The organism is Bacillota bacterium, assembly GCA_012837285.1.
Lineage (GTDB): Bacteria > Bacillota > DTU030 > DUMP01 > DUMP01 > DUNI01.
In genome coordinates this window covers 1-16,121 of record DURJ01000078.1, presented here as the reverse complement: position 1 = coordinate 16,121, position 16,121 = coordinate 1, and the positions used below count along the sequence as shown (strand labels likewise).

Here is a 16,121-nt window from a genome sequence, read left to right as displayed (position 1 = left end):
GATATAATGAACTTGCAGTTTGTGGTAAATACAATAAAGGAGAGGATCTGTGTGCGCAAGCGGCTCTTTCTATTTAGCTTGGTGTTGTTGCTTATAGTTTCCAGCTCAGCTTGGGCGGCAGTGCCCCAAGAAGAGGCTATTGCTAACACGTCAACATCCACCGTGGGGGAATTGCCCATTTTACGGGGAGAGTTCGCCGCTCTACTGGTTAAAACAGTCGAGTTAGAAGGAGAAGGCGAACCGACGGATATTTTGATCCAACATGGCATTATGAAAGGTGTCCCGGGGAAAAAGGCCGACGCCGACCGTCCCATTCAGCGGGTAGAAGCGGCTACCCTGGTGGGAAGGGCTTTGGGATTGATGGACAGTGTCATCCCACCGGCTGACACCGACATATCTTTGCCCGCTGACCACTGGGCATATGGGAGCTATGCTTGGCTAACCCGCCTCGGTTTGGTCGCCGGTGATCCGACGGCTGTGCTCAGTCAGAACGAAGGCGCTGCCCTGGTGAAGCATGCCTTCCAGCCCACCACAGAAGAAGTGCTTGCTATCTTACAGGAATCCCAAACTCGGTCTAAATCCGAAGAGGCTGCCCGAGTACGGGTAGCTTTGAACGGCAAAGTTCGTTTGCTTCCCAGGCCAGGTGTAGAAGGGGCTGAAGAAATCCCATCTTTCCTGGCACCTGAGCTCCACATGATTCAAGAAATGGTGCTCCCCAATAAAATCCACCAGATTACCACTATAGAGCTGACATTACCGGAACTGGGCGCACAAAAAATGGTGATGGAATCTTACCTGGTAGATGGAAAGATGTATCAACAAATGCCTGATCCGGAAACAGGTAAGCTGCGCTGGTTCAAGTATCCCGAAGGCATGATGCCCGACATGCAGAAACTCATCGAACAAGCACAGCAGCAAACCCAGGTGATTCCGCCGGGACTGGAAGAGACGCTGTTTTATAAACTACTGGGTACACAAGAACGAAACGGTGAACAAGTATACGAAATCGCCTATTACGGCCGAGTTGATGACATGGCGGAGTTCATGTCCACTACCTTAGGTAGCTTAGGTGAAGGCGAATTCCTGGGAGAAGCCTTTGGCGCCACCAGCAGTATTATCGACAGCATCTCCTTTTGGGGTATAACCTACGTGGGTGCTGACGATTATCTTACTCGCCAAGCGAATTTCGGTGCGTTAGTGACATATGCAGCCGAGTTTCAAGGCCAGCCCATGCCGCTCCAAGCAGTGGAAATCTTGATGACAACGGATGAATACAGCTACGGCAAGGATATCGATGTCACTGTGCCGGAGGAAGTTTTGGCCGCGCCGGAGTTAGAAATCCCTGAGCCGCAGCCCGAACCGGAACTTCCCAGCGACCAATAACAGCATCGGCACCGCATTACCCATTAACCCAGAATACAAACCCCCTGGAGCAGGTCAAATGAAACCCGCTCCAGGGGGTTGTTTACTGCCAAATAGTCACTGTCGGTCTCTTACCAACGCACTACTTTCTTATACGTGGCCACTGTAGGCTCAGGGCCAGCTTCGGTGAATTGGGCCTTAACACCTGCGAGATACTCAGGGTCGGTTAGTATGTCAACGCCCAGAGCAGTCAGCACCTTAGACGCTGTCAACATCCCTTGGTGTCCAATGTCGGCAATAGTAGCATCGGCTGCTTCAATAGAGTGCCCAGCCGCTGTCTTCGGCTTGCTGGCAATGCTGAGCGAAATAGCCGGTAATTTACCGGACAGCTCAGCAAAATCGGTGGAACCTCCGGTTTTGGGTTCCTCATCTATTTCCTGAGCGCCATACTCTTTCGCATACGCAAATGCCCGCTCCTCCAGTCCGGCCAGGGCCAAGGTATTGTAGTACTTGCCATAGTTGGTAATTTCCACTTCAGTACCTGTCATCATCGCGGCAGCCTTAGCAATGGTAGCTATGCGCTCGCCTAAGATGTCCACATATTCTCTGGTGGGATGGCGATAGAAGAAATCGGTCTCAGCAATAGGGGGGATTACATTGGGGGCCTCGCCACCCTTGGTAATTACACCGTGAATCCGAGCATCAGGCAGAATGTGTTCGCGGTAAGCATCCACTCCGGCGAACATCAACCGAGCGGCATCCAAAGCATCGAGCCCATTCCAAGGGTCACCGGAAGCATGGGCACTCTTGCCTGTAAACGAGTAGCGCGTAGAATCAAGCGTTACTCCAGACCAGCCTGCTCCTAGACGATTGGTCGTGCCGCTTCCATGAAACATCAAGATAACATCTGTCCCATCAAAAACGCCCTCGGCCAGCATCTTGCCTTTAGCCGGAGGAGGAATCTCTTCAGCCGGTGTGCCGACTACCCATATCCGGCCGGCAATCTTATTCTTTTCCATCGTCTGTTTAACTGCTACTGCAGCCCCCAGACCCGCCGGACCTTGCAGGTTGTGCTGGCAGCCATGAAAAGCCGTATTCCCAGGTCCACGTAGAGCATCGTACTCCACAATGTAAGCCACCGTGGGGCCACCGGTGCCGAACTTGTATTCAGCCTTAAAGGCTGTTTCTAACCCCGCAATACCTACCTCCACCTTAAATCCATTGGATTTCAAGTATCCCGTGAGTAGCTTCACAGCCTCCTTTTCCAGATAACCAGGCTCAGGATTATGGTACATCCAGTCACCCATGTCATATAGCTTTTGGGCCTGTTTCTCCACGGAAGCTACCGCCTCTTTGCGGAGCTGCTCCCCACTCGGAGCTGCCTGCACACCCATCGAAAACAGCAATATGATCACTATTACAAGAGAAGACATCCGTACCCATGATTTAGCTGGCACTTGGCTCCCTCCTTTATCTTTTAGGTCAATAGCGAGTTACCCGCGCGCAGGGTAATTAGTGAAAATTATACCTTTGATACAATTTAATGTCAACTATTTTTTGTCGATGTACGTGTCAACATTTCTTAGGCACAACTTATCATAACCCGCCAAACGGATGTCAGTGTTCTGGTTCATTTCAAGCTAAGCCGATACCGTTCCAGACATCGGCACCGCATTACCTATTGACCCAGAACGCAAACCCCCTAGAGCAGGTCAAATGAAACCCGCTTCAGGGGGTTGTTTGCTGCCATTGCTCAGCTCCCCGCTAACACAAGTCCGGACGTAATGTGTGTTAGAATAGTATTAGGAACAAGAAGGGAGCCTATATCATGAGATATCAAAAAAGCGCCACCATGGAATTAAAACGCGGACTAAGTACCGACATCAAGAAGGAAATCATAGCCTTTGCCAACGGTAATGGTGGTACAATTCTTGTCGGCATAGCTGATAACGGCCAGATCAGCGGTGTAAGCGATACCGGCGAGGTTATCAGAAAGGTCTCCGCTCTAGCGAAAAACACCATCAAGCCGGATGTCACTGTGCTTATCCACTGCAGCGTTGAGACAATCCACGGGAAAGATGTTGTTAGAATCGATGTGGAAAAAGGCACCAGCAGTCCCTACTACCTGGTCGAAAAAGGACTGTGCCCAGCCGGTGTTTTTGTTCGTAAAGGATCATCGTCCATTGCTGCCTCTAACATTGTCATCCGCCGGATGATTAAGCGCACTGACGGCAACGTATTTGAACAGATGCGCTCGCTCAATCAAGACTTAACCTTTGAGGCCACGGCGGCTGAGTTTACAAAGCGCCATATTTCTTTTACAGAAAGTCTAATGAAAACCTTGGGCCTAACAAACGAAGATGACATTTATACTAATCTGGGTCTACTCTTGTCCGACCAATGCGAGCACACGATTAAGGTGGCTGCCTTTGCCGGCAAGACAAAATCCATCTTCAAAGACCGTCTGGAGTTTAGCGGCCCTTTACTCAAGCAGTACCAAACTGTTTTCGCTTATCTGAGCTCGCTGGATCAAACCAGCGCTGAGTTTGCCGGCGTCACTCCCGTCGATAACAAAGACTATCCCAAAGAAGCCTTGCGCGAGGCCCTGCTAAACACAATTGTGCACCGAGATTATTCCTACAATTCCAGTACCTTGATCAGCATTTTCGACGACAGAATGGAATTTGTCTCTATGGGCGGCTTGGCCAAAAGGATCAATTTTAAAGACATTATGCTGGGTATTTCTCATTCTCGGAACGAAAAGCTGATGGAGGTATTTTTCAGTTTAGATTTGATCGAAGCCCATGGAACCGGGATGCAGAAGATAATGAACAGCTACCGAGATTGCACGACCAAACCGGAGGTAAAGGTGTCCGGTAATGCCTTCCGGCTGACACTGCCTAATATGAATGCGACCGCCATCGCCAAGTCCTTAAACAAAAATGAACAGGCTGTGCTGCAGCTGTTTGAACACCAAGAAGCCATCGCCCGTAAAGACGTGGAAACCCTGCTGGCGGTTTCCCCGTCAATGGCCGGAAAAATAGTGCGGCAGCTGGTCCGAAAAGACGCGCTATCAGTGGTGGGGCACGGAATGAACACTAAGTATGTCCTTAAGAACAATGATTAGAAGAAAAGACTTGCAATACTGATATGACTAGTAAGTGCCGGTCCTGATGGCCGGCACTTCTTGTGTTCTACTGACTTTTGTTAGCAATTTCAAATAGGGCCAAGGCGATATTTCTTAGCCCGAGCTTGTTTACTGCCTCGATCTGCTCCATCACATCAGACGAAAAAGCATCGATCCCGGCATAGGCACCTGCTATGGAGCCAGCGATGGCCCCGACAGTGTCACAATCGCCACCCAGGTTGGCTGCCAGCAGCGCCGTTTTCAGCGGGTCTCCCTGGGCCAACACCACCAAGGCAATGGAAACCGGCACTGTCTCAGTTATAGCCACTGTGGTTCCCACCAGTTCATACAGGTTTTGGCAAGCTGTTTCTTCATCGGTGTCAGCAACAATATTCAGCGCCCAGTGGATGCGCCGGGCAATAGACGGTGCTGCCACCCTGCGACCGCGGGCAGCTCCCAGGTCCGCTCCCTGTCTGGCCGCCGCTACAATTTCGGCCAGCGATCCATCCGCCCCCAGCGCGGCCGCAATGGCACAACTGACTGCAGCCGCACCGGAGATAGCCACGCTGGTGCCGTGGGTGGGAAGACAGCATAGCTCCGTATCGGCCACTGCCCCTTCAATATCTCCGGGATGAATCATTCCCACCGGGCTAATACGCATAGCCGCTCCGTTGGTATCACCGAACATACCTGCTTGCGCCGGCGGCACTCCGGCCCTAAGCTGAAGCAAGGCTGCCCGGGAACTGGGCCCCAAAATCATCGATTCTTCAGCCAGTGCTCCTTCATTCTCGGCCCAATTCAAAATTTCCCGACCGATGCTCTCCGGCACCACCTTACCGCCGTCAGCTATTATAGCTTTGGCCACCGCTAAAGTTTGCCCGGTGTCGTCAGTTACACATCCCGCCGGCATGCCCTGGTGGGTCAAATGTCCCTCCGGGGCCGGTAAGAAGCCCTCGATCCAGCCCAATTGCTGCTTAATCTCCGCCGGGGTAAGAAGGGACGACGGCATGCCCATGGCATCCCCCACAGCCACTCCCATTAAAGAACCGTAGATCTTCTTCGCCAACTTGTTGGTCATCCCCAAAACCTCCTGCTCCATCAACAAATGACAGTCCAATACTATAAAGCCCCGTATCCACACCGAACCAAAAATTGCCAGACCCGTTAAGCCGATGGTCCCAACCAAAACCACGTAGTCTATCGGCTAAGGCGCAACTTCTTGAAACTATGCCAGTTCCTAGTCGCCCCGAAACCCCGATTGAGCAGGGCGCAAGCTAGAATATTCTGGCATCCGGATCGAATCCACCATGAGCGGTACCATTATCGGTAGATAGGCTTTGATCTGCTGTATCATGCCGCCGGTTTCAATTAGAGCCCCTCTGGCTCTTGGTGCCTCTAACACCAAGCCGGCTTTTTCTGCAGGGTGGGAATAATTTCACCATAATAATATCATTGGTTGGGGGAGCAAGCTAGGAGGAAAAAGGGTTGTTACTACCCTCTGCGGCGGCGATAAGGTCTATAATAAAAGAAAGTCCCCGTCCCAATAGCGGGACTTCACCTAAACGCAGGAGGAATTTAGATGAAAATACTGGTAGATGCCGATGCCTGTCCGGTAACGGCTATTATTGAACAACTGGCCCAGGAATTCCAAGCGGGGGTGGTACTCATAACCGACGTTAACCACCTGTTAGAATCAGATTATGCCGACATTATCACCGTCGGCCAAGGCAGTGATGCAGTGGACTATGCCCTGATCAATCGAACCAGTCCCGGCGACATTGTGGTAACCCAAGACTACGGTGTCGCTGCTCTGGCCTTGGCCAAAGGCGCCGCCGCCATCAACCAAAACGGGCGCATTTACTCGGATAAAAACATCGACCGGTTACTGTTTGAGCGCCACTTAGCCCAAAAACGGCGCCGCGCCGGCGGGCGCTTTACCGCTGTACCGGCCCGACGAACAGAAGACGACGAGTCCTTTAAACGAAATTTCCGCGCCTTGCTGCAACAAGCAACGGCTGCCGAGGAATAATCTGCGTGGTATTTTTCTTCTTCCGTCCTAATAGGCTATACAAAACGCTTGCGGGAGGGATCTTTTTCTTATGGCCGAAGATAAATTCAGGGAGTCTGCCGCCAGCTATGAGTGTGCCTATCCGGCTCCATACCCTGAAGTCCGAGTGGCAGCCCCAAATCCACACTATGCCCGCCTCTTGCTGGAGGATTACGCCGGGCCAATCAGCGAGCTGACAGCTATCAGCCAGTATGTGCATCACCATGTAGTATTGGAGCCGGAATTTAAAGAAGTCTCCGACCTCTTGGAGTGTGTTTCCTTGGTGGAAATGCATCATCTGGAAATCCTGGCCGAGATCATCTTGCTGCTGGGGGTGGACCCCCGTTACCGAACTATCGAACAAAACAACACCGAACAATACTGGAACGCTTCGTTGGTCTATTATGGCACGTCTTTATGCGATCGACTGACAGCCGACATCGCCGGCGAATGGGCCGCCATTGCCAACTATCGCCGGCATCAACAACTGATCAACGATCCTTATATCCAAAACATGTTAGAGCGGATCATCATGGACGAACTACATCACATTCGGCTCTTTAATCAAATGGTGGATAAATATTGCCGGCCCCAGCTATAACGTGCCTAAATTACCGACTATAATCGGATGTCGGCTGCGATCAAAACGGTAATCCCCACTGGCAAAATACAGGTGGCGGCAGCCACCACCCCCGAATCGTTGAAGATTAGCGCCGCCACTGTGCTGACCATCCCGGCCACAACAGCATAGTAAAGATAGGCATACCGGTCCTGGATCGGCTCGATAAGTCTCACCGGCCACCGGAACACCGCCGTCAACACCACTGCCATGGCCACCAGCATCCGGGTCCAGATGCTGTATTTGATCAAGCGATAGTTCATCATCAGCTTCCTCTTTGCCACTTGCAGCCAGGCCGAAATGCCTTGTTGGCGCATGAGGGAGCTAAATTGCCCGATGTGGGACTGTTTTTCCGGACTGCGCCTACCATCGGCCATGAACAAAAAGAAAAGAAACACCACCAGGCCGAGGCCCAGCCAGGCCAGATCTTTCTTTGTTATCCGGCCTTTGAACACTAGCACCAAAAAAGTGCCGAAGCCAAAAAACGCTGCCATGGCGCCGCCTACGTTGGTACCCAGACTAGGCAACGCCAAGGTGAGAAACACCGTGATCAAAATTACCATGCTCACCAGCCTGGCCGGTTGCCGGTCCAGGCGATATTTTTCCAGGAGAGCGGCCGTACCCATCAACGTAGCACCCAGCAAGAAACCCATGTATTCGTTGCCGATGCCATAGAACCTGGCTCCCACAATGGGGTCATAGCCCAACATCGAAGCCTTCATCAGCGGATTGCCGGCCACTGTATCTCCGACAATTAAGGCTGCTGACAGCAGCAACGAAATACAAACGGTCTTGATAGTATCTTGAGTGAAAATTGCCGCCCACCCCACCCCCACTGTTAGCAGCAAAGCAATCCCCGCAAAAGCAGTAATGTTCCAGGGCTTAAACAGCGGCAGCACCAGCAACACCGTCGGCAATATCATACCAGCCAGGAGCAACGGTTTGAGATAAACAAGGTTATGGGGGCAGCTACTGGCAGCCACACCATAGAGCACCAGCAGCACCACAACCAAGCACACAAAAGCACTGATTATCTGAGCCCGGTGTCGATAATTAAAGACAGCTTGGCGCTCAATCTGCTCCATCTGTGGCAGCGGCTCCTGATAGCGTTTGTACACCAGCCGGTGGCCGATTAGAGCCAGATCCGGCTTGAGGTTAAAGAAATGAGCCACCTCAGCCGCCAGATCAGTATTGGTGATCAGGCCGTCCCTTTTGGTGGTAGCAGATGAGAGCACACCTCCGGAAACGGACGGGCCGTAGGCCACAACCGGAGTCAGTTTTTTCCCAGCCGCAATATCTTCCCTGGACGGAAAAGGCACCGCCACCATAAGGAGCGAGTCCTGATCTAAAGACTCAAGCACTCGGCCCAAAAACACATCCATGTTCTTAAAGATAAGGGCTTTAGCCTGTTTCGCCTCTTCTTTTGACACCTGTTCGCTTTTGTCTAGCCGGTGGGTATCCCCAGTTTGGATAACGATAAAATTCGCTTGGGCCTCCACTTCCTGATAAGCGGCCCACAAAGCCTCATAGTCGGTACTTAATCCGCTGGGCTGCTTGGGATCCGGCTGAAGCAGGCTGCCGTCCACTCGGCCATAATCAGTTCTTCCCTGCCGGTTCATGGTAATTAGGGCGGCCCGGGCTACCAAGGCAGCCGCTGCCAGCGAGCTGCTCTCGCTACCGATCACCGCGGTCTTAAGACCGTGGTGGTTAAGTAACTCCCCCAGCAGCCCCACCTTTACCGAGCGATTCAGCGGCTCATTGACTGCGACTAAATTGTCCAGATCCCGGTTGACCAGGCTCCCCGGGACTGTTGCCGCCCCGTCAGAGGCAGACTTTGGCTGCTCCTTCACGTACATACCCCCTGGGGAACAAACAGCATAATTGCCGGCTCCCAGGGTGGCATAGGAGCCACAATCTTCGTAGTCACCGCCGGAGTTGGTGTTCATAAACCCTAAAGCTCCCTGTTCCAGCACCTTACGGAGATTGGCGCCACCGTAGCGCTGAAAATCATCATAGTTAACATTATCTACAATCAGCAAGATCACCTGGCCTTGACTCCGAGGTGAAGCTTGGGCAACAATAGAACCAGCTAAGAGACTAAGGAGCAGCAGCCCGGACAGAATATGTTTTAACTTGATCATTATCCACCCACCTGTCATCCTAAACCCTTTTATTTTAATTCCATCTTCGATACAATTATAGCGGACAAAATACCCCTCTGGGTAGGTGTTAATATGTCAATAACAGGAACAGCCAAACTGGATCGGAGAACCAAGAACTTGGTCCAGCGGTTGCGGCCCGGTGATATAGCCGTTATTTGCCACGAAGATCTGGATCAGGTGGCCGCCGCCGACCTGGTGGCCAGAAAAGTCGCCGCCGTGATCAATGCCCGGCCATCCATAACTGGAACTTACCCCAATCTTGGTCCTGAAACCCTGCTGACAGCTAACATTGTCTTAGTAGACAATGTGGGTGATGCTATAATGGATCTGCCCGAAAACACCATCATCACCATCACCGACGACGGTGGCATCTACCAGCAAGGAACCCTGGTGGCCCAAGGTACAATTATCACCGCCGAAATCGCCACCCAAAAAATAGCCCGAGCGCGGGAGAATATTGGACAGGCCTTAGACCGATTCATTGATAACACCTTGACCTACGCCAAAAAAGAAAAAGCCTTCATCACCGGCTCGGTGGACATCCCTGAAACCAATACCGAGTTTAAAGACCGGCAGGTGTTGATAGTGGCCCGCGGCAACAATTGTCGGGAAGACTTAGCTACCATCCGAGATTATGTGGATGATGTAAAACCGGTGCTGGTGGGTGTCGACGGCGGAGCTGACGTTCTGGTGGATTTCGGCTACCGGCCCGATATGGTAGTGGGTGATATGGACAGCATTTCCGACCAAGCGCTTAGATGCTGCCGGGAGATTGTGGTTCATGCGTACCCCAACGGACAGGTCCCCGGGCTAGAACGGGTGCAGCAGTTAGGGCTGCCGGCCCAGATCTTTCCCTGCCCCGGTACCAGCGAAGATATTGCCCTGCTGCTGGCTTACGAACAAGGAGCCGATCTTATTGTAGCCGTGGGCTGTCATTCCAACATGATCGACTTCCTCGAAAAAGGCCGGCAAGGAATGGCCAGTACGTTCTTAGTCCGACTAAAAGTGGGTTCTATTCTGGTGGATGCCAAGGGTGTGAGCAAACTATACCAGCCCGCCCTGAGTCCACACTATGTACTGGGTTTGCTCATGGCAGCCTTAGTTCCTATGATTGCCTTGGCGATAACATCGCCGCCGATGCAATATATCCTAAAATTGTTAGAGCTACGATTACGCGTCGTGTTCGGATTCTAAAAAGGAGATCGGCCTATGTTCGTAAACATTAGATACCTGGTAATCACCCTAATTTCTGTCTTCATAGCTTTGGGCATAGGTATTCTAATCGGTTTTCAGCTCGATTCCAACGATATTATCCTCCAGCAGCAACAAGAGCTAATCACATCGTTGGAAGCCACCTTCGATGACCTGACCCAAACCAACCAAGCCCTGGAGGCCGAAGTGAAGAGTTTGCAGCAGAGCATGGAACAAGACCGTGTTTTTATGGAGACCATTGCCACCGATTATCTTGAGCACCAGCTGCTGGGGCAAAACATTGTCATCATCGAAACCTCGGCCAGCTCCTCCTCAACCCAACTAAAGCGTACACTGCAAGCAGCCGGGGCTAATGTGAATGCCTCTATTGTCATTACCGACAAAGTCCTTCTTGGCAACCAAGACCAAGGGGGATCGAATCCGGAGTTGCCGCTGGCACCGCTGGTTGCCAATGCCGTTGCCTACGGCGAAACAGACGGCCTCAACTACCTGCGGCAACAAGGATTGGTCGAGATCAGCGGTATTTTTGACACCCCGCCGGATTTCGTGATCATCGCCGGGGGCAACAACACCGCCACCGATAAACCGGAACTGGTAGATGTACCTTTGATCAGAGAGCTAAAAAAACGAGCCCTGCCCATCGTGGGGGTAGAAAGCAGTCAGGTGGAGTATTCTTACATGGATCATTACAAAAAGGAACGGATCTCCACTGTAGATAATGTGGACACTATTATCGGCCGGACCTCCTTGGTACTGGTAATGACTGGCAAAGAAGGCAACTACGGAGTCAAGGCCTCGGCCAACACTCTGCTACCGTTGAAATGAGGGGAACTTGGATGAAAGTCTCGGTGCTGATTCCGGCTCACAATGAAGAACAAAACATCCAACAAACCATCCAAGGTGTACATAAGATTCCCCGCCACCTGGCACCGGCTCTGGATTGGGAAATTATCGTTATCGATGACGGCTCCAGCGACAACACCCTGGCCCAAGCAGCCCGCTGCCAGGTGCAGACGCTGCGGCTGGACCGGAACATGGGCAAAGGCGGGGCCCTGCGTCACGGGCTCCAGCAGGCAGACGGGGACATAATCGTGTTTCTCGACGCCGATCTAAGACAAAGTGCCGCTGAAGCCCATAAACTCATCTCTCCCCTTCTTGACAACCGGGCCGATGTAACTATCGCCCGCTTCAAGCCAACCACGAAACCGGGCGGCTTCGGCCTGGTAAAAGCCCTGGCCGCCAGCGGAGTGAAATACTTTACCGGGCAAAATCTCACCGCTGTTCTTTCCGGGCAGCGGGCGTTTAAACGCCGGGTATTGGAGAGTATTGGTCCCATCCCCGACGGCTTTAGTCTGGAAGTGGGGATGCTCATCGACATCCTAACCGGAGGCTACCGCGTGCTGGAAGTCGATGTGGATATGGAGCATGATGTTACTGGTAGAAACTGGCACGGCTTTATCCACCGCGGGACCCAATTCGCGGACATACTGAAACTGCTGCTGAAGAAATTAAAGGAGCGAAGAATCAGTGCCTAAGTACGGTCTTCTCTTGACCCTGGCTGTGTTGGCGGCCCTCACGGCTCGGCTGTTAACCCCGCCTTTTATCCATCTGTTTCACCAGGGCCGGCAACTTAAAAGGAATTTCCGCCGGGAACTAATACCACAAGGTACCGGCATCTTGTTTGTCCTCTGCTCCTTACCCTGGTACGCTCTCTATTTGGCTACGGCCAAACTTTCCTTACCAGATATCAGCACCGTGTTCTTATTAGCCCTGGCTGTCCTCACCATGGGTCTGCTGGGCTTGCTGGACGATCTGCTAGGCTCCCGCGACATCCGGGGGCTACGGGGCCATTTTAAGGCCCTCCTGTCCGGGCAGCTCACTACCGGCATCCTTAAAGCCGCCGGCGGACTGGCAGTCGCGCTTCTGGTCAGCAGTTTTTGGTTCAGCCGCCGGGGAGAAATCCTCGTCAGCACTTTAGTGCTGGCCCTGTTTACAAACCTGCTCAACCTTCTTGACCTAAGACCGGGCCGAGCCATTAAATTTTACTTGGGCCTGGTTGTTATAGTCGGCTTAAGCTCCGTTCTTACCGGCAACTATCAACTCCTACTGCTCATGCTGCCCCTTATAGGCACTGTGGTGGGGTATTTCCCCTTCGACCTTAAAGCCCGTGCCATGATGGGAGACGCCGGAGCCAATGTGCTGGGAATTTCCGCCGGCATCTTGGCCGTAAGCCAATTGGATTACAGCGGAAAATTAACTGCCTTAGCCATTCTTGTTCTCGTTCACGTGGTGGCCGATAGATATTCCCTGAGCCGTCTTATTGCCCACAGCCGGATTTTGAGCCTGTTCGATAACCTGGGCCGGCAAAACTAATCCCCCCTAGGAAGTGGAGCCATGATCAGCTACTGCAAAGGACAAGTAACCAAAATCGTCGCTACCTACCCCGGCTGCACCGAACTAGAAGTCCGAACCCCCACGGGGGAGCGCCGGGCTATAAACTACGATCTATTTACCGGGGTGGTCCAGCCCGGTGCTGAAGTGCTGCTCAATACCACCGCTGTCCGGCTGGGTCTGGGAAGCGGCGGCTATCACTTTGTCGTAGCCGTAAATAACAGCTCTAAGACTATGTCCCCGCAGCAGCCGCATAAGTCCGGCGGGCACATCATGAAGCTGCGCTACACCCCGCTGCAGTTTTCCGTCTTAAGCGCCGAAGAAGAAAACAGCCCCTATCATCAATTGTTTCACGACTTTGACAGCCTGAACGGTCTGCCGGTAATAATCGGTGAGCTCCACAGCATGCTATTGCCGGCAGTGTTTAATATTAAACGCCGTGAGCCCCAACTAAAGGTAGCTTATATCATGACCGATGGCGGCGCCTTGCCGGCCGCCTTCAGCCGCAACCTGGCCTACTTAAAAGAGCAGAACCTAATCCAAGGCACCATCACCTACGGCCAGGCCTTCGGCGGCGATCTCGAAGCAGTAAACATCTATACCGCCCTCATCGCCGCCCAGGCAGTTTTAAAAGCCGATGTAGCCGTGGTAACCATGGGGCCGGGCATAACCGGCACCGGCACCAAATATGGCTGGTCCGGCCTGGAACAAGGCCACATCATCGATGCCGTCAATACCTTAGGCGGACGCCCCGTTTTTATCCCCCGGATCAGCTTTGCCGATAAGCGCCCCCGGCACCGCGGCCTCAGCCACCATAGTATTACTGTCCTGGGCGAAATAGCCCAAACCCGAGCCGACGTGGTCTTGCCACAACTGGCAGAAGATAAATACGCTTACATCCTGGCGCAGCTTAAAACCCATCGCCTAGATCAAAAACACAAAATCGTCACCGTCCCTAACCAAAAAGAAGTGCTGGAAAATATCCAACACTATAAGATCAAGCTTACCACCATGGGCCGCACCCTAGACCAAGATCCAGGCTTCTTTCTCGCCGCCGGCTCCGCCGGCTGGTACAGTGCCAAGCAGTAATCAGTGGTACAGATTCAACAGCTTCCTTACTGCAAACATTATTAGTCGATTCACAATTTACCCCTTGTTTTTGTTTGTTAGAAGTTATACAATCTAGTCAGGATCAACTGTATGCATCTTGCATACTGCTGAAAGGGATTGGTGTAGATGCGCGCTTCGCCTACAATGTATAAGTCTTCAAGGGAAAAAGCATACTTCTTAATCAAGGAAGCAATTGTAATGCACAAGTACAAACCGGGCCAGTTTCTAAACGAGATTCACCTGGCCAAAGAGCTGTCGTTAAGTAGAACGCCGATAAGAGAAGCGCTACATGCTCTTGAAGCAGAAGGTTTCTTAACACTCCTTCCTAATCGTGGGGCTCAAGTCGCTGCAATCACTAAAAAAGACGTGGAGGAATTATTTGAATTAAGATTGCTCTTCGAAGGACTGGCAGGAGAAAAGCTCGTTACTCAGAAGAATTATGCTTGTCTTGATCTCATGGAAAAAATGTTGGATAAACAACGGGAGTGTTGCCAGAATAACGATCTAGTACGCTTCGTAGAATACGACCGAAAGTTTCATCTGACTCTCATCAGGGCTGCAGAAAATGAAAAGATGTATAAGATCTATGACGAATTGCGTGACCATCTGCTGCGCTTAGGATTGCAGGCTATACAATCAACCGAACTCATGCATGTAGCATATACCGACCATATTGCGTTGTTGAAAGCATTACGAAATGGTGCCTTAGAAGAATACCATAACATAATAGTTGACCACTTAAGCAAGACTAGAAATGCGGTTGCCCAGATTATTCCGAACTTATTGTATTCATGATGGGAACGGTGAGTAAAATAGCAGCCCCGTTAGCTTTCCAGTTTCTAGACGCGCTTGAGATAATCTTTTTTGATCGACGCTACCAAGGAATAGTTGGTATCTACCATGTTACCTACATAAAGTCCACCAGCTTGGGAAAGAAGATCATAAGCATCCCAGCGATGAAAATCATATTCTTCTTCAAGCCACCGGACGAGCTCTGCGTAAGCTATGCGAGCAGCATCTTCCATAGGTCTGGCGCTGCCGACCACCATGATCTTGTCTGGTGACTCAATGCGTGGCCAGTTGATCTTCTTGTTTTTGAGGAGATCAAAGTGAAGAGTTGCTTTGGCTGGTATTTCCAAAGCCACTCCGGATAATTCACCTTGTCCCTGCCGTGCATGACAATCACCGGTGTAGAACAGGGCACCCTCTGTGAAAACCGGAAGGTAAACAGTGTTACCCGGTCGTACATCCGGAACATCCATGTTGCCACCGAACGGACCTGGGGTCATTGACGAAATGACTTCTTGATCAGGAGCCACAGCAAACGTACCCATAAATGGGTCCCAGGGCAATCTGACCATCTGATCGCTTATCAAGTACTTGCCTTCATCTACTAGCTTCCAAATCCATACCTTTTCTGGCAGCGGCTCCTGCAAAGTGGCTGTCAGGGCGGTGCTGGTAAGCCCACCAAAGTATTCGAGGAGCGCACTAAAAGCGAAGTCGCGGGTGGCTTCAATGCTTTCGATTGTGACCGCCAGCGCATCACCGGGTTTTGCACCTTCGATGTAAACAGGACCAGTCAGAGGGTTTGGTGGAGCACCTACCATAACAATACTAGGTAGATCCTCGGTGGTTTGTATCCTACCCGTAGCGGCATCATTAGTATGAAAGACCACTGTATCCCCAGGGTTAATGTGTGCCATAGGTGTATCATATGGGCTAAATAGATACTTGTAGTCGCTCTTTTCGGGTTTTAGCTCTATGATGGCCATTGAATTCTCCTCCTCAGTATTTCTGTTTTGGACTATTCATACACTTCAAGGTCTAGGGCCGCCTCCTCCAAGCATAGTCTCTCCCTTTTTTCTTCATATGTCTTATTTCTGTAGGTTCTGAAATAATTCCTGCAAATCTAGGTTGAGAATCACCTGGGGATCCTTGGCGGCTCCCCAGGTGTTTTTGGCCCTAGTACTAATCAGTATTGTCCGCCGGCAGCAAAGGCCTTTAGATTAGCGTCAACAGTCTTGGGCGGTACGCTCTCACGAATCACTTTCTCCCAAGTCTCGGTTGGGATATCCATATGCTTGGCTAAAG

15 protein-coding genes are annotated in these 16,121 nt (G+C 51.6%); 10 read left to right on the top strand and 5 right to left on the bottom strand.

Annotation, left to right across the window (positions count from 1 at the left end):
- Positions 1-51: 51 nt before the first annotated feature.
- Positions 52-1,383 carry a hypothetical protein gene (locus tag GX016_04710; protein HHT70863.1) on the top strand — a complete coding sequence of 444 codons (1,332 nt, stop codon included), beginning with the start codon at positions 52-54 and terminating at the stop codon, positions 1,381-1,383.
- 110 nt (positions 1,384-1,493) lie between these two features.
- Here GX016_04710 and GX016_04705 read toward each other — a convergent pair whose 3' ends face one another.
- A complete protein-coding gene (locus tag GX016_04705; GenBank protein ID HHT70862.1) occupies positions 1,494-2,819 on the bottom strand; it encodes a M20 family metallopeptidase in 1,326 nt (441 codons plus the stop codon).
- Positions 2,820-3,190: 371 nt separating this feature from the next.
- On the opposite strand from GX016_04705, the gene GX016_04700 reads away from it, so the two are divergent.
- Positions 3,191-4,489: an AAA family ATPase gene (locus GX016_04700; GenBank protein HHT70861.1), complete on the top strand. Its 1,299-nt coding sequence runs from the start codon at positions 3,191-3,193 to the stop codon at positions 4,487-4,489.
- Between the two features lie 67 nt (positions 4,490-4,556).
- Here the strand turns inward: GX016_04700 and GX016_04695 are convergent, their stop codons facing one another.
- Complete coding sequence (locus GX016_04695; protein HHT70860.1) at positions 4,557-5,567, bottom strand: ADP-ribosylglycohydrolase family protein; 1,011 nt, start codon at positions 5,565-5,567, stop codon at positions 4,557-4,559.
- Between the two features lie 501 nt (positions 5,568-6,068).
- Between GX016_04695 and GX016_04690 the strand changes: the two genes are divergently transcribed.
- A complete protein-coding gene (locus GX016_04690) occupies positions 6,069-6,518 on the top strand; it encodes a YaiI/YqxD family protein (GenBank protein ID HHT70859.1) in 450 nt (149 codons plus the stop codon).
- Positions 6,519-6,588: 70 nt separating this feature from the next.
- Positions 6,589-7,137, top strand: coding sequence for a bacterioferritin (locus GX016_04685; protein ID HHT70858.1), 549 nt, complete (start codon positions 6,589-6,591; stop codon positions 7,135-7,137).
- 17 nt (positions 7,138-7,154) lie between these two features.
- On the opposite strand, the gene GX016_04680 is transcribed toward GX016_04685, so the two are convergent.
- Positions 7,155-9,296 (bottom strand): phosphoglyceromutase, encoded by a 2,142-nt coding sequence (locus GX016_04680; protein HHT70857.1) that lies wholly within the window; start codon positions 9,294-9,296, stop codon positions 7,155-7,157.
- Between the two features lie 93 nt (positions 9,297-9,389).
- Between GX016_04680 and GX016_04675 the strand changes: the two genes are divergently transcribed.
- The 6 genes from GX016_04675 to GX016_04650 all read left to right on the top strand — a co-directional run bounded on the left by GX016_04675 (position 9,390) and on the right by GX016_04650 (position 14,825).
- On the top strand, positions 9,390-10,511 hold the full coding sequence (locus tag GX016_04675) for a hypothetical protein (GenBank protein HHT70856.1): 1,122 nt from the start codon (positions 9,390-9,392) through the stop codon (positions 10,509-10,511).
- Between the two features lie 15 nt (positions 10,512-10,526).
- Positions 10,527-11,354, top strand: a complete 828-nt coding sequence (locus GX016_04670; protein ID HHT70855.1) for a copper transporter — start codon at positions 10,527-10,529, stop codon at positions 11,352-11,354.
- 11 nt (positions 11,355-11,365) lie between these two features.
- Complete coding sequence (locus tag GX016_04665) at positions 11,366-12,064, top strand: glycosyltransferase family 2 protein (protein HHT70854.1); 699 nt, start codon at positions 11,366-11,368, stop codon at positions 12,062-12,064.
- Entirely contained in the window at positions 12,057-12,902 is an 846-nt protein-coding gene (locus GX016_04660) for a glycosyltransferase (GenBank protein HHT70853.1), read from the top strand. Before GX016_04665 ends, GX016_04660 begins: the two co-directional genes overlap by 8 nt.
- A gap of 21 nt (positions 12,903-12,923) precedes the next feature.
- On the top strand, positions 12,924-14,009 hold the full coding sequence (locus tag GX016_04655) for a DUF3866 family protein (GenBank protein HHT70852.1): 1,086 nt from the start codon (positions 12,924-12,926) through the stop codon (positions 14,007-14,009).
- Between the two features lie 219 nt (positions 14,010-14,228).
- Positions 14,229-14,825 carry a GntR family transcriptional regulator gene (locus GX016_04650; protein HHT70851.1) on the top strand — a complete coding sequence of 199 codons (597 nt, stop codon included), beginning with the start codon at positions 14,229-14,231 and terminating at the stop codon, positions 14,823-14,825.
- Between the two features lie 44 nt (positions 14,826-14,869).
- On the opposite strand, the gene GX016_04645 is transcribed toward GX016_04650, so the two are convergent.
- Positions 14,870-15,802: an acetamidase gene (locus tag GX016_04645; protein ID HHT70850.1), complete on the bottom strand. Its 933-nt coding sequence runs from the start codon at positions 15,800-15,802 to the stop codon at positions 14,870-14,872.
- 200 nt (positions 15,803-16,002) lie between these two features.
- On the bottom strand, positions 16,003-16,121 hold a 119-nt coding region (locus tag GX016_04640), incomplete at its 5' end, for an indolepyruvate oxidoreductase subunit beta (protein ID HHT70849.1).